Source organism: Plantibacter flavus (assembly GCF_900177615.1).
Taxonomy (GTDB): Bacteria; Actinomycetota; Actinomycetes; order Actinomycetales; family Microbacteriaceae; genus Plantibacter; species Plantibacter flavus.
The window spans coordinates 151,418-173,885 of sequence record NZ_FXAP01000007.1 but is presented as its reverse complement, the minus strand read 5'-3'; the positions used below and the strand labels follow the sequence as shown (position 1 = coordinate 173,885).

At 64.1% G+C, this 22,468-nt stretch carries 13 protein-coding genes; 12 read left to right on the top strand and 1 reads right to left on the bottom strand.

Annotated elements, in window-relative coordinates; genetic code table 11:
- The 10 genes from B9Y95_RS20815 to B9Y95_RS19045 form a co-directional block, all read left to right on the top strand.
- Positions 1–190 (top strand): hypothetical protein (locus B9Y95_RS20815; RefSeq protein WP_200811446.1); only part of this gene is annotated, 190 nt, incomplete at its 5' end.
- Between the two features lie 152 nt (positions 191–342).
- Positions 343–789, top strand: a complete 447-nt coding sequence (locus B9Y95_RS19085; RefSeq protein ID WP_085514243.1) for a hypothetical protein — start codon at positions 343–345, stop codon at positions 787–789.
- A gap of 124 nt (positions 790–913) precedes the next feature.
- On the top strand, positions 914–1,930 hold the full coding sequence (locus B9Y95_RS19080) for a hypothetical protein (RefSeq protein ID WP_085514242.1): 1,017 nt from the start codon (positions 914–916) through the stop codon (positions 1,928–1,930).
- A 107-nt stretch (positions 1,931–2,037) separates the two neighbouring features.
- Positions 2,038–4,257 carry a relaxase MobL gene (gene mobL, locus B9Y95_RS19075; protein ID WP_085514241.1) on the top strand — a complete coding sequence of 740 codons (2,220 nt, stop codon included), beginning with the start codon at positions 2,038–2,040 and terminating at the stop codon, positions 4,255–4,257.
- 149 nt (positions 4,258–4,406) lie between these two features.
- On the top strand, positions 4,407–5,045 hold the full coding sequence (locus B9Y95_RS20810; RefSeq protein ID WP_085514240.1) for a hypothetical protein: 639 nt from the start codon (positions 4,407–4,409) through the stop codon (positions 5,043–5,045).
- A 91-nt stretch (positions 5,046–5,136) separates the two neighbouring features.
- Positions 5,137–5,463, top strand: a complete 327-nt coding sequence (locus tag B9Y95_RS19065; protein ID WP_085514239.1) for a hypothetical protein — start codon at positions 5,137–5,139, stop codon at positions 5,461–5,463.
- A 150-nt stretch (positions 5,464–5,613) separates the two neighbouring features.
- Positions 5,614–7,386 (top strand): AAA family ATPase, encoded by a 1,773-nt coding sequence (locus tag B9Y95_RS19060; protein ID WP_085514238.1) that lies wholly within the window; start codon positions 5,614–5,616, stop codon positions 7,384–7,386.
- A gap of 86 nt (positions 7,387–7,472) precedes the next feature.
- Positions 7,473–9,761 (top strand): hypothetical protein, encoded by a 2,289-nt coding sequence (locus B9Y95_RS19055; RefSeq protein WP_085514237.1) that lies wholly within the window; start codon positions 7,473–7,475, stop codon positions 9,759–9,761.
- 160 nt (positions 9,762–9,921) lie between these two features.
- Positions 9,922–13,929, top strand: a complete 4,008-nt coding sequence (locus tag B9Y95_RS19050; RefSeq protein ID WP_123539833.1) for a type IV secretory system conjugative DNA transfer family protein — start codon at positions 9,922–9,924, stop codon at positions 13,927–13,929.
- Between the two features lie 117 nt (positions 13,930–14,046).
- Positions 14,047–19,608 (top strand): hypothetical protein, encoded by a 5,562-nt coding sequence (locus B9Y95_RS19045; protein ID WP_123539834.1) that lies wholly within the window; start codon positions 14,047–14,049, stop codon positions 19,606–19,608.
- A 399-nt stretch (positions 19,609–20,007) separates the two neighbouring features.
- On the opposite strand, the gene B9Y95_RS20565 is transcribed toward B9Y95_RS19045, so the two are convergent.
- Complete coding sequence (locus B9Y95_RS20565; RefSeq protein WP_143736592.1) at positions 20,008–20,589, bottom strand: hypothetical protein; 582 nt, start codon at positions 20,587–20,589, stop codon at positions 20,008–20,010.
- 30 nt (positions 20,590–20,619) lie between these two features.
- On the opposite strand from B9Y95_RS20565, the gene B9Y95_RS20560 reads away from it, so the two are divergent.
- Both B9Y95_RS20560 and B9Y95_RS20555 read left to right on the top strand, forming a co-directional pair.
- Entirely contained in the window at positions 20,620–21,936 is a 1,317-nt protein-coding gene (locus B9Y95_RS20560; protein ID WP_143736591.1) for a hypothetical protein, read from the top strand.
- A 99-nt stretch (positions 21,937–22,035) separates the two neighbouring features.
- Positions 22,036–22,380 carry a hypothetical protein gene (locus tag B9Y95_RS20555; RefSeq protein WP_143736590.1) on the top strand — a complete coding sequence of 115 codons (345 nt, stop codon included), beginning with the start codon at positions 22,036–22,038 and terminating at the stop codon, positions 22,378–22,380.
- Positions 22,381–22,468 lie beyond the last annotated feature (88 nt).

Sequence of the window (22,468 nt, the reverse complement as noted above, 5' to 3'; positions counted from 1 at the left end):
GGCGAGGGTGCTGTCGGTTGACGGCCTCGACTACCGGTACCTCGTGCTCGTCGACGTCCAGGCGAAGTCCTCCGACGGCCTCGGCACTGCAGTGCGGGTCGCCACGATCTTCCTGACAGTGGATGGAGACGGCGCAATCTCCGACGTCAGTGGATACGCGTCGATGTCACCCGCTCGCAGCTCAGGCTAGGGGCGACCCACCTTCATCGATTCCGCGGCCGCCCGGTTCCTTTGGAACGGGCGGCCGCAGCCGTCTGCTGATAGTCTTTTCCTCATACACGAGGAAAAACGAACACTGGGCGCTGATGCTGGCCCAGCAGAACTACTCGATCAGGAGATGACATGGGACCGCTGAAAATCAGACCGAGCACGAACACCCGACTGAAGGGGAAGGCCGTCCCGATCGGTGTGGTCCTACTGACTCGAACCGTCACGCTCGTCGGGTTGATCTTCGCCTACTACGTCCTCGCGTTCTTCTCGGCCGTGCAGATCGTCCCCATGACGATGGGCTTCGTGAAGGCTGGAACGGGCGTGACCCTCGACATGCCGGTGGAAACGGTGCTGTCAGCGTGGATCGTCCCGGCACTGTTCCTCGTCGGGCTGCTCTTCGCGTTCGTCCTGTTCCTCATGCGCGGCCTGTGGCGACTCCGGAAGCGCGCCGTCCAGGCCGTATCCCGATGGGCTCTCGGTGAGGCGCCCCCGGCTATGGGTGAGGCGCCCCCGGCTATGGGTGCGGCAGAACTCCGACCCAAGAGCCCACGTACCAAGACCAGCACGAAGGCTGCTTAGGCAGCCGCGCAGAGCGACCAGGAGACGACAGATGAAGATTGCACCCCTGCGGACCAACGATCCGTGGTTCGGCCGAATCATGAAGGATGGCCAGGTGGCCTCGGAGTCCCTGCGAGGAGTCCCAATGGAGAGCACCGTCGAGGTGGAGCTCGTGGAGCTGTTGCACGGTGGCCCCGAGGAGAACTTCCGACCGTACCTACATCTCCGCGGCGAACTCACCTCGGTGGTTCCGGAAGTCGAACTGCCCTACGGCGTCGACGAGCTGGTTCTGCGACGAGGTTCGGGACTCCCGATCGACGCGTTCTACAACTTCAACCCCCGACAGCTCGGCGATCTCGTCGCCAAGGGGTACTTCACCGACCAGTTCCGCGTCCCTGAAGAGATGTCGGGGATCCCCTGGGCCATCCCTGGTTCCGCAGACTTCATGATCGTCGCACCAGAGCTGGAGGATCAGCCACCCCTGGTCTTCATGACCGTCCACAACCAGAGCGAGCTCGACCTCGACGAGCAAAACAGCGGCTACGACCTCTCGTCGTACTTCCCGAACTACGAGCAGGCCCCGGTCGTGGCTGCCGAGGTGTCACGGCAGTCCGAGCCGGCGCGAGGGGGATCCGCCCACGACATCTTCAGCGACGTGCAGTTCGAGGAGTATCGACCAGGTGCGATCGCGCCAGAGCGGTCGCACGACGGAGGCGAATGGCGCAGCGACGTCCCGGCGGGAGTATTCGAGCGCTTGGTCTCCGAGATCCAAGGGAGTCGTGTCGACGAGGCGTTGACGGAGGATGCCGTCCTTGCGGTCGAGGCGCCGTCGCCTGGTAGTGCTGAGGAGCTCTACAACACGATCGTGGCGCCCGCCATCGAGCGAGCGCGGTCGGGCGAGCTGTACCGCGCCGAGGAGACGGCCGACACGATTCAGGAACAGCCTCAAGAACCCGCGGCGGGGGGCGAGCTCGCTGTGGACGAGAACGGCTTCCTCGACCTGGGCGAACCGGATCCCGAGCTCGCCCCACTGCCCATGGAATCGGCTGAGACAGCTCAAGCTGCTCGACGGACGGCCGCCGTTCGCTCTGCTCGGATTCGCTCCGAGCTGCTGGAGGAAGAGCCCCTCGAGACTGCCGCTGAATCTCAGCACGACCTGTAGGCCGCCGGCATCAGACCGGCACGCGACGAGGGGTCCGATCGAAGCATCGCTTCGCATACGGGCCCCTCGTCTTCGAATCACCAGCAAGCTGAACGGGAGGCACGCACATGGGTCTGAAGCAGGACGTCGTCGTCGTCAACGAATTCACCATCCCACTGCCCTCGAGCAATGGGAAGATGCGAGGCACCCGCGGCGGGACCCCCGGTGAGTTCGTGAGCCGGTACATGGCGCGGGAGCTGGCCACGGAGTCACTCGCACCCATCCGACGCCAACGCACCGACGACTTCATCATGCGTTACATGGCCAGAGAGGCCGCTACCGAGAGCGTCTCCGTACGCGATCGCGGGACGCTCAAACGCAAGATGACCGACGCTCAGGGACAAGGTGGAGTTGCGTTCGGTTACGGGCAGGTCTCACTGTCCCATGACCAATTGCACGCAGCGAGTGCAGACATCCAGCGCCTGTTCGAGAGTGGGCACACCGTCATGAAGACGGTGCTCTCGTTCGATCAGGAGTACCTCCGCAAGCACGGCATCATCCCCGAAGACTTCGTCTGCGAGAAGCGCGGCGACTACCGGGGCCACATTGATCAGATGAAGCTGCGCTTGGCCGTGATGCACGGTCTCACACGCATGGGTCGGACCCTCTACGACGATCTCCGCTACGTCGGTGTCATTCAGGTCGATACCGAGCACGTGCACTGTCACCTGGCGATGGTGGACGCCGGCCGCGGCTCGATGGCCACGGATGGAACACAGCGAGGCAAGATCGGTGACCGTGCGAAGAGCTTGCTGCGACGCGGGGTAGACGCTTGGTTAGACGCCAAGCAGGTCGTGCGCCATCTCACGAGCGCCATCGGATACGAACGACGCAACGTCACGACCTTCGTCAAGCGCTGGGCACACCAACAGATGCTCCGTGAGTCGCTGCCGCAGTTCCTCCTGGCTTGCCTCCCCGAAGACCGGCGCCTCTGGCGCGCTGGGACAAATCACGAGGCTATGCGCAAGCCGAATCGAGTCGTGCATCAGATCGTTCGAGAAGTCCTTGATCGTGACGGTTCACCCATGACGCAAGCGATGTCCGAGGTCCGGGCATATGCCGATCACCGACGGGAGGCGGAGAGCCTCAGTCAGGAGCAGTGGAGCCGTCTCGTGTCGACGGGGGAGGACCGCATCGTCGAGCGATCTGTGAACGCGGTCTATGGACTGCTCCGCGCGCTGCCCGACGACGCCCTCCGGGTACGCACACCGATGCTCGACGCCATGGGAGCAGACTACGAGGTCATCGCGAAGCGGGCACACGCCCAGACTGACGACGATGACATCATCGGTTTCGGCTTCCGTCTGCGGTCGTTCGCCTCCCGACTCGATCACCACACGGAGCAGCGCCAGCACTATCACGAGATGTCCCGGGTGTGGGAGGCCGCTGATGACCAGGGACAGGCTGCAGCCAGCTCCCGTGCTCTCTATGAGCTGTACCTCGAGGAGGAGGAGTATCACGCGAGGTGCGCGTCCAAGTACCGCAGCTTCCTCAGCTTCACCCCACCGAGCGCGACCTGGTACCAGGACTGGCAGGAGGTCTCTGAGTACGGAGAGCGGGTGATCTCCCTCGAATCGATGAGGCGTGACCAGTCGCTGAGGCGAACCAAAGACGAGGTCGAAGCCGAGCGCATCGGTCGCGAGGTCTATGGGCAGGCCGGCGGCCGCTTGGTTGCACGAGGGGATGCCAGCGCGGTGCATGTCTTGGCTGAACGAGTGCGCCGAATGCGCGCGAAGTATGCAGGCATGGTCGAGGACCTCCGTGTGAAGCTCGCGGGCAAGGGGCTTCGTCTCGCCGTGACGGGCGACCCTGCGTCTGGGCGAGACACTGCAGAGGTCACCGCTGCTCCCGAGTACCCGTTCGAAGAGGTCAAAGGTCTCGACCTGCACCACATGCGGTACGACTTTGCCGAGGACGTCGCCGTCGGCGATCGAACGTTGCGAGCGTTCAGGCAGGCGAGCGAGAAGCGCACCGCTGCTTTGGACGCCGCGGTCGCTTACCTCGTCGCATCCGGCCAGAGCGACTCGGTGGCGGAACTGCCGGTCTCCGACGTTCGGGCAATGGCCAATCTCGCCCTCACGATGACGGACGACGGGACGGGCATGCTTCCCAGTCATGTCGCCGAGCTCGCACGCGAGCGCGCAATCCTCCGCCGGAGCCGGACGGTCCAACTTGACGCCAACCTCGCCGCGGAGTTGGCCGCCCAGGTCGACGAGGTCGTACTGCTGTCCCACCCGGAATCTGAGCCGGCCGCAAGCGTCGCCACCATCGTGCCGGAACGAGACTAGTCGGGCCCGGAAACATTCATATTTGCTGATAAACCAGGCTTATGGTACTTTTGCCACATCTTCTACTGATCGATTCGGTGGAAGTACCAACCACTCAACCGGGACCGCGAGCCGATCGGCTCAGGACCACTGCATCAAGGGGGAACGACATGGTCGACATGCGCAAGGAAGTTCACGGGGCGAATTCGTTGAAGGATGTCGACCTCGTCGTCATCAGCTACGACAACCGCGTCGCCAGCAAGGACGGTGTGGTCACGACCCACTACCTCGACGTGCGTCTGCACCCCGAGGACAAGCGGGCGAAGGGGCAGACGTCCCTGGCTCTGGTGTCCAAGAAGGACGAGAAGTCGCCGACCGGCTACAACAACTCGAGCCGCTACACCGCCAGCCAGTTCGCGTCGATCTCGGAGGCCGCCGGCGCCAACGTCACCGACCTCACCGACAGCGCGGGCACGGTCGTCGGCAAGATCTACGGCGTCAAGGCGGATCTGCTCATCAACAACGGCGAGCTGATCGCGAACTCGAAGACCCTCGCACCTTCGGAGCTCTCCGTGGAGCCCAACGCCGCCGGCCAGGACATCCGGACTCAGATCTTCGCCAGCATGAAGGCCGCCAAGGACGCGAAGGCAGCAGCTGCCCCCGCTGTCGCCGCTGAGGCCGCGCCGGCCGAAGCGGCTTCCGCGGCGCCCGCGAAGCCGAAGACCGCTCGCAAGCCCCGCGTCGCGAAGCCGGAACTCGCCACCGTGGCCGCCGGCGCCCCCGCCGCGGACCAGCCGGAACTCGGCTAGCAGGGGCCGAAAGACCCCGCCGCCCGACTCACCTCGGGTGGCGGGGTCTTTCGCGTATCCCCACCAGATCATTACGAACCGAAGGAGCAACGTGGACATGACCGACCATCGAGAGGAACCGCCTTTCCGGCTCAACGTTGGCGAGATGATCGCTCACGGTCAGCTCGAGGCGGGGGCAAGCGTGACAAACGCCTCGCCACTCAACGCCGTCGCGGGGGTGCTGGAACACGCCGAGCAGGGTCTCACTGAGACCGATGCGACTCGTGATGCTCGCATGGATCGCTTCCCAGAGCTGCGTGACGTCACGATTCCGACGGGAAGCGCTCTCCGATTTCCCGAGCTCTTCGACGAAGTCGAGGGGGATCGCCCGGGCGATACCGGTCACCCTCCGGTAGATGAGTCCGAGATCGACCACTGATCACGCAGGGACTCAATAGGCCATCCCGCACGGACACCTCCGCCGTGGGATGGCCTATTCTCTTGCCACGCCGAGACCGCGTGGTACGCTTTGCCTGGTTTATCAGCTAAAACGAGCGCTTCGGGGCTCCCAACTGAAGAGGCAGGCCGAATGTTCACGGAGACCACGCTCAACGAGCGCTACAGGACCTTGGCCGAGTTCAGCACGGCACTCTTGCCGGCCGAGCGGGAGATCATCGGGCGAGACTACGAGATCGCACAGCTGATGGCAGCTATGAGCCGTCCAGAGTTGTGCAACGCTCTTCTGCTCGCCCCTCCGGGGTCCGGCAAGACGGCGCTCGTTCAAGCAGCGATGCTCCAGGACATCAACCGCAGCTACCGCGAGGTCGATCTGGCACGAATGATCGCTCGAGTCGACAACGCCGATGAGATGGCGGGACAGATCAAGTCGCTCTTCGACGAGGCCGAGCGATACTGCGCTGAGGAGGAGCGCGAGCTGGTGCTCTTCATCGATGAGTTCCACCAACTCGTGCAGCTGAGTCGTGCCGCGGTCGAAGCGCTGAAGCCGGTGCTGGCCGCATCAGGTGCCCGCGGTATCCGCGTGATCGCGGCGACGACGAACGATGAGTTCGACGAGTACATCAAGCCGAACCAGCCGCTAGTCGAGCGTTTGCAGCGCATCATCGTGAATCCGCCGGATCGCGCGACGACGGTGGCAATCATGAAGGGTATGGCTGCGCGATACGACGTCGCCGACCAGTTCTACGACGACCACATCTTCGAGCTCATCCACGAATACACCGAGCGTTACGTCCCTGCCGCCTCTCAGCCTCGCAAGTCGATCCTGGTCCTTGACGCCATGGTCGGCTGGTACAAGTTCCAGGCGCGGCCGCTGGACCGGCAGCTCCTCGCGGACGTGCTCATGGAGTCTGTCGGCGTCAACGTCGCCTTCCGCATTGACGCGGCCAAGATCAAGGCCGATCTGGACACGAAGGTGTTCAGCCAGGACTGGGCGACGTCGACCGTCGCCCGTCGACTCCAGCTGTGCGTCGCAGACCTGCAGGACAAGACGAAGCCTGCCTCCTCATTCCTCTTCGCCGGCTCGACTGGTGTGGGGAAGTCCGAGCTCACGAAACAGCTCGCCCAGCTGATGTTCGGCGACGCCCGCGAACACCTCATCCGATTCGACATGTCGGAGTACGCCAGAGACGAATCCCTCGACCTCTTTCGCAAAGAGCTGACGAGTCGGGTCTGGCACGTGGGACACGCGGTCCTGTTGTTGGACGAGATCGAGAAGGCGTCACCGCTGGTCACCCGCATGCTGCTCCAAGTGCTCGATGACGGCCGCCTCTCCGACGCGAACGGACGGCAAGTTTCGTTCCTGAACACCTACATCGTGCTGACGACGAACGCCGGTTCGGAGATCTTCAAGACCATCGCCCAGTACAACGTCGATGACACCGGATCCGGCGCCGAGCTCAAGGACAAGATGAAAGAGATCCGGCGCTCGATCACGAGCACGCAGGGGGAGAATCGCTTCCCCCCTGAGCTGCTCGGCCGCCTGGATGCGATCGTCCCGTTCCAACCCCTTTCACGAGACACCCAGCGCACGATCGTGACGTCGAAGCTGCGTGCATTCGTGCAGGAGGTGTTGACGAAGCACAACACCAAGGTGCTCATCCACCCCGACGTGATCGAGTATCTCGTGGAGGACAAGTCGGACACCGACTCCGACGCCGGCGGTGCACGAGCCGCGATCGCGCGCCTCACCGACGAGGTGGCTACGGGGGTAGCGGAGTTCATCAACAAGCACCCGCGCCAGCGATCCGTCTCCGTTTACATCGACGGCGTGCTGAAGAGCGCGGAGAAGACGCTCCTGAAGAGCGATGCACGAGTGATGGTGGCACTGCCGCCGAGTAGCTGAATCAGTCGATGAAAAACCGACCAGGATACCCCTCAAAACATTCATGTATGCTGGTAAACCAGGAGATCAGGGAGAGGAACAGACCAATGGCATTCGGTCGTAACAAGAGCAAGGGGTCGACCGCTGAGGCGTCGATCGACACTGCAGACGGTGCGCGCAACGCGTCGGCATCCACCCAGCAGAAGCAGAAGAAGCGCAAGCCAGCGGAGCTCCTCTCGAGCGTCGTGAACGAGAGCGCCCCGGGCGCGGCGATCGACCTCCTGAAGGGGAACGACGCGTTCGCGCTCCCCAACGGCACCGCGTGGGTGGGTCTGCTGTTGTCGGCTGACGCCATCGGCGGACTCAGCATGAAGCAGAAGAACGACGCCACCAAGGGTTCGATCATCGAACTCATCGCTGCTGACAAGATCCAGGTCGTCGCGACGAAGGCCATGCTCGATGACGAGTTCCTGGGCATCGTGCCGACGGTCGACACCCTCGACCGCATGAGCGAGTACCGCCTGCTCACGGATGCCCGGTACTTCTGGGCGGTCTTCCACACCTCCGGCGGCGAACTGGCCGCGGACGCCATTCAGGACACGTCGGCCTCATATGCCGAGGCAGTACAGCTCTCTCGTGGTGAGACCAGCCTCGCGGCTGTGCTCCCCGAGGTGTGGGCTTGGGGCGGCGGCAACGTCGAGCCTGAGCTGACCTCCGTCGTCCCTGCTGAGGCGGAGCTCGCGCTCGTCGGCGCATCAACGCCGTCCGCCAGCTCGGCAACGTCGACGCTGGCGGACGACCCTCTGGGGGATGTGTTCGCCCTGAGCGGGGGAGAGACCTTCGGCGGCGGCGATGACGAGGTCGACTACTCCGCTCTTGCGGCTGACGACGCCAGCTCGGGTGACGACTCGCACGACTTCGAGCCGTTCGAGGCGCAGTTCGAGACCGAGGGCGTGGGGTTCTCGTCGACGGATGAGAACGACGATCTCGACGCGTCCTGGAACGTCGACCTGGAGACAGGAATCGTTGACGGACCCGCTCTGACGGCGAGCACGGAACAGCCGTCCGGAAACGAAGAGGCTGCCGGCTACTTCCAGTACCTCGAGCAGAACCGCGATCGCGTCGTCGACGAGGACGAGGTGCGGGACACCATTGCTCGTCGCTTCCTCAGTAGTGACCTCGACCTCGTCGTCGACCTCGCGGAGTTCGAGCGCACATTCACGACATCCGCGGCCGCGATCACCCTGGAGATCACGAACGACCCCACCGACTGGCTCGGCTCTCAGGTGGCCCAGCTGAGTCGGCAGGCCAACGCTGAGCTGCAGCAGGTGCACCAGGCCAACGCCGACCAGCTCCGCGAGCTGTTCGTTGCCACGATGAGCATGCACGTCGAGAAGACGATGACGCTGGTGTCGCCCGAGATCCCCGGCTCGCAGTTCGCCAACCTGATGGACGGGGCGAAGAAGGACTACGACGCGGCTCGCCTCGCAGGCCCGCAGGAGATCTCCAACCAGCGGCGTGAGATCACCGAGCGTTTCAATGCGGCAGCAGACAGCCGTGCAGAAGCTGCGGCGGCGCACGCACGCAGCGTCTACGAGGACAAGAATCGGCCGAAGCTGGAGCGCGACCTCGCCGAGGCCGGACTCGAGGTCGATCGACGCCTCGAGGAGCGCTACGAGCACGACCGCCAGACGGTCCTGGAGATGCGGCGCAAGGAGGCCAACGTCCACATGGACGTCGGTACGACTCAGATCTTCGAGGTTCTGCGGGAGCGCCAGGATGTCCTCCGCGAGGGCGAACGAGAGCTTCTGGAGCGGTGGAACAACCGCCTCATCGCGTTCATCGACGAGAACCGTCAAGCAGACATCGCCCGCGCGATGGCACTCGCCCAGGAGCTGAGCCGTGACCGGTCTGTGGCACAGCTTCGCGAGGAGCACACGGCCAGGCTCAACGAGATGCGTAGCGAGCGAGAGGACTTCGAGCGTCGCCTGAACGAGGAACTCACGCGGGTCCGACAGGAGGCTGTCGCCCAGCTCACCGCTCGAGAAGCCGAATGGGGTGGGGCCATCACGCTGGAGAAGGAGCGCACCCGTTCGAGCAGCGCCGTGGCCGAACAGTTGACCGCGCAGCTCTCCGCGCTGGGGGCGCAGTACGAGGCTCAGTACGCCGGCAAGATCACGACGCTCGAGGCTGACAAGCTGTCTGCCGCACAGGAGCTCGAGCGTGCGGCTGCGAACCAGAAGCGGTTCAACAGCACCCTGATCACGCTTGTCATCGTGCTCGGCATCGCAGCTCTCGCCGTGGGTGTCATCCTCGGATGGTCCTGGGGCGCGTCGCAGGCTCCCACAATCTCACAGAGCGCCCCGGCCGTGGTTTCGGCCGTCAAGTTGCTCTGATCTGACCGACGACGCGATCAGGGTCCCTGATCCCCTGGTCGCGTCGTCTACCCCAACTGCAGGGCACGTCATCCTCATGGTGACGTGCCCTGCAGTCTGCGTATAGGGTGGTTCATATTCCCTTGTAAACGAGGAAAAACGATAGGCATGGTGCGTAACAGTGGCTAAGAAGTCGACTCACCCGAAGGCATCCAACTGGGAGAAGCTCTCGGGCCGCACCGCGGAACAGACCCTCCGCAACCGTGACGTGTTCGAGGACCAGCAACTGGACCGGTCGAACATCGACGGTCTACAGACCAGGACGAGTCGCACCACGGTGTCCCTCATCGTGGCGGGAGTCGTCGCCGTGCTGACGTGGGGTGTGTTCTCAGCCGTGGCCTTGCTCATCGTTGTCGCCGGACCGATCTTCAACAGCGGCGGGATCAGCGGAACACCGGCCTACTACAAGATCGCGCAGGTCAACGGCTCAACGGTCTTCCACTGCTACCAGATCACCGACGCCAACGGTGAGGCGATGCTCGATCAGCCCTGTTACAAGACCGAGGAGGAGGCCATCGAGAATCCGCCGGAGTGGTGGACCACGATGCAAGCGGCCGCCAGCGAACCGGACGGGGTCGACGGCGGCGCCAAAGTCGTGATGGCGCCGGCTTCCGACTTCCCGGGACAGCTGCTGACGTTCGACATCTGGAAACTCCTCGTCTCAGCTCTCGCGGGGCTGCTCACCTTTGGGATCCTGCACCCAATCCTGATGCGCAACCTCGACGCTCAGAACCTCATGAATGACACCCAGGACATCAACCAGTACCAAGGTGACCAGCACATCGCCCTGCCGAACGAGGTCATGCGGAAGTTCGACTGGTTCCCCGACGCCGGCGCGCACTCGAGCGTCCAGCTCAGCTCGATGATCAGCCACGTGATGATCACCAACAAAGGGCTCCGGAAGGTCGACCTGGCTGTCCGAGCTGACAAGGATCTTCTCGACGACGACGGCGACGTCGAATACCTCAAGGGTGAGATCCTCCGGGATGAGAACGAGGCCGCCATCACCCGATCGATGCCGATGATCGACGAGGCTTTCGGCGACGCACTCTTCGACGCCTCGGGGATCCCGGAGGGGAAGACGCTTCGGAAGACCTACGACACGAGTGTCATCCCGTACAACGCGGACGGATCGGACCGCGACAAGCTCGGCAAGTTCAAGACGGTCGCGGACCTGATCAACAGCGATTGGACGATGCCTGAGTACGAGGTGCAGCGCCCCGGAGGCGCGTACCTGGTCGACACCGCGCCGGTGAACACCATGGTGCTCGCCATCACCCGCGGTGGCAAGGGGCAGACCTACATCGAGCCGGTCATCGACATGTGGCTGCGGGAGAAGCGGCCCAACAACATGGTGATCAACGACCCCAAGGGTGAGCTGCTCGTCAAGAACTACGTGGCGGCGACGATGCGTGGCTTCCAGGTCGTGCAGTTCAACCTGATCAACGCGATGAAGACCGACATCTACAACCCACTGGGGATGGCAGCCGACGCCGCTCGCGAGGGTGACGCCACCAAGTGCGCGCTGTACGTCGAGAACATCGCCGACGTGTTCTTCCCCATGGACGGCGGCGAGGACCCCGTGTGGCCGAACGCCGCGAACAACGCCTTCAAGCGAGCCGCCTACGGCCTCATCGACTACTACCTCGAGGAGGAGCGTGAACTTCGCGCCTTCGCCTCACGAACCAATATGGACCCGAAGATCCTCGACCGCCGGCTCGACGAGATGTGGGGGACGGTGACGCTCTACAACTGCTACCAGCTCTTCGTTCAGCTAACCGCCAAGAAGATGAAGAACCCCCTGAAGCTGCTGGAAGCGCGGGCGAAGCGAGGCGAGTTCGGAGACCCGCAGGGCGACGACTTCCAGGAGGACGAGTACGAGGCGGAGCGCGAGGTCGCTCTGCGGAAGGCGTTCCTCTGGGAGGACAAGGACGAGTTGGACATGCTGACGCTCTTCTTCAACGCGACCGGTGGGCTACCGCAGAACTCGATGCGCACCCTCGTGAGCAACGCCGACAACGCCCTGCGCGCCATGGGTGCCGCGGAGAAGATGCTCGCGTCGGTCTACGGGATCGCGATCACCGCCATGTCCTTCTTCACGGACCCGACGATCTCGACGCTGACTTCCGGCGCACCGTCCCAGAACGTGGATCTCGGGGGACTGTCCTTCCCTCGGCGGATGGGTGTCCGGTTCGGGATGAACTACCTCAAGCGCGACCACCTCATCGGGGCGCAGGTGAAGTGGGATGCGTTCGCGGACGCCGGCTTCGAGACCAACCTCGGCGCCGACTTCGAACACGAGGACATCGTGTCGCGCGAGGGATGGGCGCGCTACTACTTCCAGGGCAAGTTCGCCACCGACGTCGCATACCTCCGTCTTCGGCTCGTGAACGCTCAGACCGGCATGCTCATCCGCACGTTCCACTTCCGATTCACGAAGGACTACCAGACCTCCCTCAACGGTCGGTACTTCATCACCGACCCCGTCACCAGCGAGAAGATCGTGAAGAACGGTCTGCTCGTGGAACTGCGGCGCGACGAGGCGTCCGGCAAGTTCGTTCCGGCTCACACGACCTACCCACAGATGCGTCTGACGAACATCACCGCGGGTCTGCCGGAGAAGGAGCTTGGTGAGGCGCAGGCGATCATCTCCAACATGGTTCGCTATTCGGAGAAGCCGAAGGTCGTGTTCCTCGTGACGCCGCCGCACCTGATGAAGTACGCGAAGCTCATCCTGATCCTCGTGAAGCAGCTCGTCGACCTCAACTTCGACAAGTCGTACATGACCAAGAGCAATCAGAAGCCGCTCTACAAGACCCGGTTCATGCTCGACGAGCTCGGCAACCTTCAGTCCGAGGGTCACGGAATCTCCGGCTTCGAAACGATGCTCTCGATCGGCCTCGGCCAGGAGCAGCAGTTCACGATCATCCTGCAGACGCTGCAGCAGCTTCGCGACGTCTACGGCGAGTCGGTCGACAAGATCGTCCAGGGCAACACCTCCAACATCGTCTTCCTGAAGAGCACCGACGACTCGATGCTCGACACTCTGCAGAAGATGTCGGGCACCACGCACCGGACGTACCGCGATTCGAAGACGGTGACCAAGGACACCGAGCGGATGATCAAGGGGCTCAACGTTGAGGGCAAGGTCTCCTACACGATGAACACGAAGGAGGAGCCGGTCATCAGCTACAACGACATGGCGTATATCTCCGAACGCAACAGCATCGTGTTCCGCGCCGGCGACTCACCCGTGTGGAACCGAAACGAAACGATCCTGCCGATGTCATGGCGTCTGTTCAAGGACACCATCGTCCACCCGGGCCACGAGTACACGCTGCAGACCATCCCGACACTCAGCTCGGCCCTGGACTTCGATGTGCGGCTGAACCAGCCGGACTTCGACAAGATGCTCGCCAAGCGCATGCTGCAGGCGGAGAACGCCGTGGGCTGCAAGGTCATCTACCAGGAGGCCTACGACTACAAGGACGTCGACATCGCCCGGCTCGATCCTGACGTGTACAGCGACGAGGTCATGGAACTCGTTGACGCATCGCTCCGCGAGAGTGTGGCAGAGGAGACGGGACTGGACGCGGAGGAGGTCGACCTGGACGATGCCCCCGAGGGCTTCTACGCGAACGGTGACTGGGAGGCAGATCTCGAGATGAAGGCTGCTGCTCAGGCGGCACAAGCCGACGCCGCCGTTAGGCAAGCCCTGCTGTTCGCTGGTGGACAGATCAGCCGGGAGATGCTCGTCCGGGCCGACGGTCGCGCGCTCGACGGCCCACTCGACCGTGAGATCGCCGAGGCGTACAAGGCGACGCGCTCCTACATGGAGCGGGACTTCGCGCACTTCAGCGTAGGTAGCGGGGGTTCTCTCCGATCGGCCGACGGTCAGACCTTGTACATCGACAAGCTCGATGAGTCCGAGTCACTGCGCCAGCTGAATGCGGCCGCCAAGGACCCGGGTGCGCGGGTGTACAGCGAGGACGATCTGCAGAGCCTGGTCGGCTACCAGGTGACACCGGAGTTCTACGAGTTCCTGGCTTCGCTGGACGGCTGGAGCTCGGTCGCCGGCGGCGAGTTCGAGCGCGCCATGATGCTCGCAATGCGCGATCGAGACGTTTAGAATCGCCTGATTTACCAGCCAAAACCGATATAGTGAGGGGGATAGCAACACTTACCGAGGCCGGTTTCAACCAGCCTGAACCAAGGGGGAACTCCAATGGATCCACGAAGCCCGGGGATGCGCCGATACCTGTACGAGCACCTGTTCCAGCAGACGATCGAGCGCACACAGGACGCGACGGGGAAGGTCATCATGGTCTCCGCCGCTCGAGACCTGCGATCGAAGGTCGAGCAGCGGCTCGCAGCTGAGGGTCGCTCGATCGCGGATGGAGACCTCGGCATCCCGCCGGTCCTCCGGGCCATCGAGGAGACGATGCAGGAGAACGTTCGGGGCTACCCCGGCATCTTCGCCGACACGAGCCCCGCGTCTCCTGCCTACGTGCAGATGAAGGACGCATTCTTCGATATCGCAGGGTTCACCCGCAAGGGCGCGGACGGCGTGACAGTCGTGCAACCGAACACCGGCGTCGCCGGAGCGCGACTGCCCGTCTCGCCCTACGACCAGCGATGGGCCGTCCGGAGCACGATGAAGCAGGCGGGGTCGCAGCCTCGGTACCTCCTCGACAACGAGATCGAGCAGTTCGCAGGAGGGGATGTGAGCCGTCTCGGAGAGCTGCGGACGGACCAGCTGCGCATCTACTCCCTGGGTGAGGACGGGAAGCCCGTCGAAGCGGGGGAGGCCTACAGCCACGACGACGCCAGCGGCATCACCGAGCTGATGTCCCGGATGAGCGAGCAGGAGTACCGCCATGTACGCAGCTGGGTCATCGAAGGCGCACGCAACCAGGACGGGTCGCTGAACCCCCGACGATTCATGACGGCCGATGCGCTCGGCCGCTCAGCTGCAATCCTTGACGAACTCCGCGCCCAGGGAGTCGGGTACACCGTCAGTCGCGATCGGAACCCCGGTCAGATCAAGGCCGAGATCGAGGGGACCAAGATCTCGGTGCGGCTCACGGAGCTGCGTGAGAACGAGCACTTCGTCGGCCGCGTCTACGACGATGGCGTCTCAACCTACTACTCGACGAACGTGAAGGCAGACGGGTCCCAGAAGACGCTGCCCTACACTCCGTCGGCATCCGAAGCGGTCGCATTGCTGCGGGTCGCGCAGGGTAAGCCCGTGGAGCGCTTCGACGGCAAGGGGTTGGTCGGTGAGGTCGGCGTCCACACGGAGGTCGAGTGGAGCCGCCAGCAGGGGCGTCGCGTTCCGGTCGAGGTTCAGGACGCATACTTCACGAAGAACGACCGAGCGTCGATGTCCGTCGTGGGCGACTTGCTCGTCGACGGCAAGATCCCCGAGCCCGGTGCGAAGGTGCTCGTTCGGCGTTCGGCCAGTGCACGGACAGCAACGGCGCGTTTCTTCGCCGATGCAGAGCGCGGCGAGGAGTACCTGCTGGAGTCAGTCACCAGTGCACGTGAGAACCTCGCCGCGTCGCTTGAGGTCGACCGTCTGGTGCGCGAGCACGAGGAGCACGCCGAGGCAGCGGCCGCCGGTGAGTGGTTCCCTGAGTTCAGTGGCGATGCTGAGGTGTCAGCCATTCAGCGCTCGTACTGGGATGTTCTTCGAGGGGCGCAGACGACGCTGCTTCGCTCCGGCGCAACCGAGGAGGAGTACCAGGCCAAGGTCGGTGTCATCGGCGAGCTCCAGGTCGATTCGGACGAGTCACGTGCCATCCACGACCTGCTCGTGGGCGACCTGGCCTACGTCGGCTCGGGCGAACAGAAGGTACGCGATCACGCGGCCGATGTCGTCGACGAGCTCATCGGATCCTTCGAGCAACACGATCACGTTCTCCTCGATGGAGAGATCGTCACCCGACGCTTCGACCCGGTCCGAGTCGCGAAGCACATGACGAGCGAGTTCGGGACCTGGCGCAACAACGCGAACATCGTCGCAGCGCTGCGTGTCACGGGCATCACCGGCGACGAGCTGATGGGGTCCAGTTTCTACGCCACCGCTGTCAAGGACCGCCTGGTCCAGTTCAACCGGGATGCCTCCGTCGAGCCGAACATGCACCCGGATCCCTTCGTCAGCGCCATGGGTGCGGTGATCGGTCTAGCCATCGAGCGCAACGGTGGCCACGTGACGAGCCTGGAGATCGACGACCAGGGCATCGCCTCGTGGACAGCCGAACGATTCGGTCGCACGGGCGCCCGCGAGGTGGTCCAGGGCCAGATCGGTCAGTTGTTCGGTCGTGGTGAGCACGGAGAGGTCGTGACGCGGTTCGCCGGCGGCGACAACTACCTGTTCGTCCCCGGCTACGAAGCGCGCATCTCTTCACAGCGGGCTGGCGAGGAACTGAGCGTCGAAGAGCGGACGCTGCTCCGCGGCTACGAGCAGACGATGACCGATCAGATCGAGTACCAGATCGCCAATGACATGCTCGTCATGCGCACCGAGGTCGGGGAGCCCACCTCGCTGAACAGCGTCTACCGCCGTCTCTACGACGTGCGCCACGAAGCCGACTTCATCGAGCGTTCAGCGGCGGAAGGTCTCGACGAGCAGTGGGTGAACGCGATACTCGCCACGGAGGCGCGTCGAGTCCGCTACCCGAGCGAGATCGCATCTGGCTCAACTGTGCACGCTGCGTGGCGCGCAGAGAACTCCGCGCAGGCGGCGGACCCGGCCAACGACAACCGCTTCGACGCGTGGGTCCTGACCGGTGGTCGCAACATGGCGATCATGACCGAAGAGGGCGACGGATTCTTCGACCCAGTGATGACCAACGGCGCTGTCTACCAGGGCATCACCCGGTACCTGGTCGAGGGTGCAACGGTCGACGCCTCGACAGGGAAGATCATCCAAAGCACAGACCTCGACGACCGCGCGCCGCTCATGAAGCTGCCGGAGACCGAGATGATGAAGTTCGACCCGTACGACCGTCAGCAGATGTCGGCCTCGAACCTCTTGAACGCGGCCGCCGTGACCGAGCCTGTTGGAGTGGCGATGATGACCTTCGGCGGATGGACCGCTGATGACCCGATGGTCGTCAGCAAGGACTTCGCTGAGAAGCACGCGATCCGTGGCGCCGACGGCTCCGCTCGTTCGTTGGTCCCGGGCGACAAGCTCAGCGACATGCACGGTAACAAGGGCGTCATCTCGCTTGTCGTCGATCGCGACGCAGTCGCGGGGGAGGACTTCGACGCAACCGATCAGAACATGAACTACGCCGTCCAGGTCTTCAAGATGAACCCCGAGCTGGACGTAGTCATGAGCCCCTTCTCCGCCGTCTCGCGGTTCAACGGGGGTACTGCCCGTGAACTCATGCAGGAGCCTGGCGATTTGGCGCTCCCGTGGAAGGGGACGACGAAGGACACGATGGGCAAGATGCGCCTCGTCGTGACCCACAAGGACGTCGAACGCGGCACCCGCGTCTACGACGAGGCTGCACTGCGGGAGGGGCGTGGCCGCAAGGCGTCGAGTCAGCTCGCGTGGGCTCTGGGGTCCCAGGGATGCGACCAGGTGATGAGTGAGTTCTACGGACCCAACAACTCGGCGGTGGCCAACTTCCGCGAGATGCTCGTGACGATGGGCCTCGACATGGAACCGGACGGCACGATGCGCGTCGGCTACGACGACATGGCAGAGGGTTCCGAGCGTCGGCTGTTCCCGATGCCTGAGTTGGAGATCACCGCTCGGGGGACGCTGAACGCCGGCAAGATGAAGGCTGACTTCGGTCAGTTGATCGGTGATCGCGGTGGCGACCTGGAGCTGCCCTTCCCACTCCGTTTCCCGACAGGTGAGCGGATTCCCACGGCCACGGACACCACGTGGAAGCTGCCGGTGATGAGCTCGCACCTCCGCAGTGGTCAGGATCTCGACGACGGGCAGAGCACGGCGCACGACTACACGAACCAGTACCTGGCCGTGTACGAGATGGCGACCCGGTACCGCTTCGCCAAGGACGAGCTCACCCGCAACGGCGAAGCGCTCACTCCCGATCGCCGTAACGCGCTCGAGGCGCAGGTCGCGGAGGCTCCGCGGCGTGCACAGGCCGCGTTCGACACGATCACGGACGATCTCAAGCACAAGCGTTTCTCTGGGAAGCGCAACGTGTTCAAGGAGGGGCTGATGTCTTCCCGCCTCCCCAACTCGGCCACGGCAGTCTGGACGAGCGACCCTCGTCTGGATGTCGACCAGCTCGCTGTTGGGCCGGCCATGGCCGAGGCTCTCGGGTTGGAGGACAACGACTACGCGCTCGTCTGGCGTGACCCGGTGCTTCGTGACGCCGGCGTGCGCTACCTGCGGGTGCGCGTTGACGAGCGCCTCACCGGTGTGGCCATCAACCCGGTCATGGACAAGTGCTTCGACGGAGACTTCGACGGAGATTCGGTCGCCGTGGTGCGGTTGACCAGCGACGCTGCGCGAGCCCAGGCGATGCAGAAGCTGACCGTGGAGGCCAATCTCCTCGACCTCGGACAGTTCGGTGACGACATGCTGCACCCGCTGGCGATGCAGGACTCCTTGGACGTGAAGGTGAGTCAGTTCGTGGCACCAGAGCTCGCTCAGCAGTTCGCGGACTTGAAGATGCGGGCCAACGAGGTCCAGAGTGACCTTGAGGAGGGCAGCATTGACCAGGCGACAGCATGGGAGCACCGACACGAACTCGTCGGCAACCTGTCTGACTACTACCGGGAAGCGATGCAGGGCCAGTACGGTGACGCGATCCTGCGCTTCGGCGAGGCCGGCGACCACGTGAAGAGCGTGATCGAGGCGTGCATCGATACTGGCGCCAAGGGTTCGATGAGCAAGATCGGCGACTACTGCCGACACCTGGGCGTCGACCCAGTCACGATGGTCGATCTCGGCGACACGCAGCACACACGCGCTGAGGACGAAGGCGTGATGATGGCGACGGCGGTGAAGTCGCACGGAACCGGTATCGCAGGGACCTTCTCCCAGCGCGGTGTGAAGGCACTCCGCAACGGCGACCTGAAGGCGGTGCTCGAGCTCACGTACCCGGTGACCCAGTCCGTGCTGCAGGCGAAGCACGACCCCGAGGAGGCCCGGCAGAAGTACAACATGCTGATGGGCCCGGCTCGGGCACTGTGGAAGGGCCGCAAGCTGGAGGTGTCGCCGGGCGCGGATGGCAACCGTGAGTGGATGGTGGCGCGCGACGACAACGGACAGGAGCTCCAGGCGGACACGGAGACGTGGAAGGCCCAGTTCCTGGACCTGTACACGGCGAAGGATGGTCTCAACGTGTCGGTCAACACTGGCAACGTGGACAAGGTCGCGGCGGCCCTCACCGGACCGACTGGCCTGATCGTTGACATCGAGGACCCCGAGGACAAGAGCCTGGAGGGCCTCGGTTCGACCATGGACCGCCTGGCCTACGGTGGCACCTTCGATGATGTCCTGGCCGCGGCCACGGCGCGAGAGAACATCTTCTCCGGATCGGAGAACGGTCACTTCGCACCGTACGCCGTCCGGAGCAACCAGCGGGCGATCTCCGATTGGGAGAAGGCGACCGAGGCGGGTCTCGAAGTCGAAGCACCTGACGTGAAGCTGCTCGTCAACCGCGACGTGCTGTCGGCCCATGACGCTCGCGCTCGTGCACGAGGCGAAGGGCGCCGATCACCGGTGGCGACGACGGTTCGTGCCCCGCGGGCTCGCCCGGTCTTCACGGCCGCAGCTGCGGACACCTCCTCCGAGTTGGTGGAGGACTTCCAGCCGTAGGCGCGAGAAGCAAGAACCCCCTGTCGAGGTGACAGGGGGTTCTTGTGCGTTCAGCCCGAGGCCGAAAATTCGCAGTATTGACTGATAAACCAGTAAACTGCGAACGTCGGCACGGCGTCGACTGAGGCGTATGGAGGCATGCTGATGGCAGACCAGAGTCGCAAGTTGAACATCCCGATCTACGATGCCGAAGTGGCGCCGGAAGGCGCTTCTCACGGTGACGATGTTCTCGATGCGGAAGTAATCGAGCCGAGCCCAGCACTCGGTGACCGCGTGCGAACGAGCTTCTCTCAGGGCGCCCGTTCGGCCACTCGCGCGGCACGCAGTATTCGCGACAACGGAGTGCGGGACACGCTCTTCACCCAACCGGCAGACGCCGTCCGTGATGCAGCCGGCCGTTCAGGCGAACGCGTGCGTGAGCGACAGGATGGGCGGGCCCGTCGCGACGAACAGCACCAGGCGACCAGGGCACAGGCTGCCGAGGAGAAGCAGGCCCGCGCTGACCGCGCGAAGCTCGAACGAGAGGCCCGCGCTGATCCGCTCACACGACTGAAGCTCGACACCGCGCGCGCCGGCGAGCAGTACATGGCGAGCCTCGTGCAGTCGGGCATCCTGGGTGTTGCTGAGACCAAGCAGACGCAGCGTAAGCAGCTGAGCGGTATGCATCAGGTATACGCGTCCATGATGGTGCTCCAGTGCGTCCAACCGCTCCAGCAGGGCATCAGCACACAGACGGTGGCATCGGTCCTCGGTATGGGTGCGTCGATGTGGATGCTCTCGCCCAACTTCCGCACCCAGCTCGGGTCCTTCGCCGATCAGATGGGCGACGTAATTCGTGAGCGCATCGCCAACAGGGGTGACAAGAAGGACGGGAAGGCGCTCGGCAAGCTGGACAAGCTCGCGAGCAAGGGTCGTGCCGACCAGCTGTCGTCGAAGTGGCAACGTCGCCTGGACAAGATCGCCTTCGCCGAACGTGGCCACCGCCTACCGTTCACGGCCGAGAGCGCAGCCATGACCGAGGTTGCCCTGGCCGAAGCCGCCTACGCCGACATGCGTCGACCGGGCGTGGATCCATCGTCCGTGCGTGACCGCTACGACTCGGCACTTTCAGCCCTCTACGAGTACGTCGACGACGACGGGATCCGCCGCGAGGACGTGTCCCGTTCGATGCGCGTGATCGTCGGTCAGCGGGTGGCACGAGAGCCGCAGCTCGCGAGTGTCTTCAGCGAGCTCGGTCACGGTCGATTCGCCAAGAGCGAGCCCAGGGAGGTGTTCCTCGAAGGAGGTGTCGAGCGCGCGACCGTGTGGACTGGTGACTTCGTCGACTCCTACGAGGGGCGGACTATTTCGTCGGGGTCGTTCCGTCTTCGGCCGCCCGCGAGCATCAGCGAACACCGGGTGCTCATCGCAGAGACGCTCGCGGCCGAGATGGCCACAGCGACCTCCGTCGGCGAGCTGAATGACGCCCTTTCCCAGTACGTCGTGGCGTCGTCGGCGTCAAAGTACCCTGACGTCGTCGACCAGCTCGAGGACCCGGCCACGCGCACGCGCTTCTCGAAGGCGCGAACGATGTTCGCGTCGATGTCGGACGATGGCCTGTCGGGTGAGGAGCAGCGTTTCGCGTACACGGCCGCGTACGTGGACGCCGTTGAGACCACTCATCGATTGAACCCCGAGATGGGTGCTCAATGGGCCGCTCAGTACGGGGAGAACTGGCGCGAGGACGTTGCCGAAGCGATCCGTCGGTACAACGACCTCGGCGCACAAGCGGCCAGCGGATCCGGCACGAACGGAGCTCCGCAAGCAGCGCGCGCCACCCCGCGATCGCCAGGTCCGTCGACGAGCGGAGCCCCGCGGCGGCCGAGCGCTCGTCCGGCAGGTGCGGCGGGCACGAGGCAGGACCCCTCGCCCGAACGGGCACGAACTCGAGGGGCGGTGGAGGAGATGGTGTACGCCGGCGACGTGGAGGACGCTCTCCCGGTTGACGGCATCATCGACGGCGAGTTGGTGGGGGACATCGGACAGCTTGGAGCGGGTGCCAACCGGCGCGCGATCACGTCGGCGCCAGAGCGGGCGGCTGGCCGCGAACTGGACGTTGCCGGTTCAGCTTCGGCGCAGCAGCAAGCGCAGGAGGCCATCACAGGAGGGGCAGGGAAGGTCTCCTCAGCCGCCGCATACGACCAAACGGTCGCCCTGACAGGCACCGCGTCGAGAGTCCGTCGTGCGCTCGTAAACCAGCACTACAACGAGGTGGAGACCGGCGGCTTCACCGGCTTGGGTAGGGATGACGCTACACCTCTTCAGGATGTGGACTTCAACCTGGGGTGATCAATTGTCCACCCACTAGGATCACGGGTGAGACCGCCCTAGAAACTGCTTTACAACCGCACGTACGAGGGTAAACACCCATTTAGGAAGGGGTACAACATGGACATTACGGGGCTTCCCAGCGAGGCAGAGGTAACGTCGATGTTCGGTTTCGTGACAAACGAAGACCGGGAACGGTGGAACAAGATGAAGGCGGCATCTGACGAGCAGATGGAAGGCGCACGGAACGGTCTGACGGCGAAGGGGCTGGCATCCCAGTCTGCAGCTCCGATGATCGGTATGGCCGAGCGCTCCATCAACGCACAGATGACCGGCGAGGCCAACGCCCAGCGTCGCGCCGAGCGTGATGGGCGCAAGGAGCGCGTCGAGCTCACCGAAACACGGACCCGGTTCTTCGAGAACGACGCACCCGCGTCGTCACCGGATCGCGAGATGGGCTACTAGCTCACTCGCGCAACACAGCCACCGGGGCACCCCAGCCGGATTGCTCGGCCGGGGTGCCTCGCACACGACTGACAGCAAGCAGAACCAG

Coding starts and splice junctions, on each gene's coding strand:
- B9Y95_RS19085 (WP_085514243.1), top strand. CDS start 343: ATGGGACCGCTGAAAATCAGACCGAGCACGAACACCCGACTGAAGGGG.
- B9Y95_RS19080 (WP_085514242.1), top strand. CDS start 914: ATGGAGAGCACCGTCGAGGTGGAGCTCGTGGAGCTGTTGCACGGTGGC.
- mobL (WP_085514241.1), top strand. CDS start 2,038: ATGGGTCTGAAGCAGGACGTCGTCGTCGTCAACGAATTCACCATCCCA.
- B9Y95_RS20810 (WP_085514240.1), top strand. CDS start 4,407: ATGGTCGACATGCGCAAGGAAGTTCACGGGGCGAATTCGTTGAAGGAT.
- B9Y95_RS19060 (WP_085514238.1), top strand. CDS start 5,614: ATGTTCACGGAGACCACGCTCAACGAGCGCTACAGGACCTTGGCCGAG.
- B9Y95_RS19055 (WP_085514237.1), top strand. CDS start 7,473: ATGGCATTCGGTCGTAACAAGAGCAAGGGGTCGACCGCTGAGGCGTCG.
- B9Y95_RS19045 (WP_123539834.1), top strand. CDS start 14,047: ATGCGCCGATACCTGTACGAGCACCTGTTCCAGCAGACGATCGAGCGC.
- B9Y95_RS20560 (WP_143736591.1), top strand. CDS start 20,620: ATGACCGAGGTTGCCCTGGCCGAAGCCGCCTACGCCGACATGCGTCGA.
- B9Y95_RS20555 (WP_143736590.1), top strand. CDS start 22,036: ATGGACATTACGGGGCTTCCCAGCGAGGCAGAGGTAACGTCGATGTTC.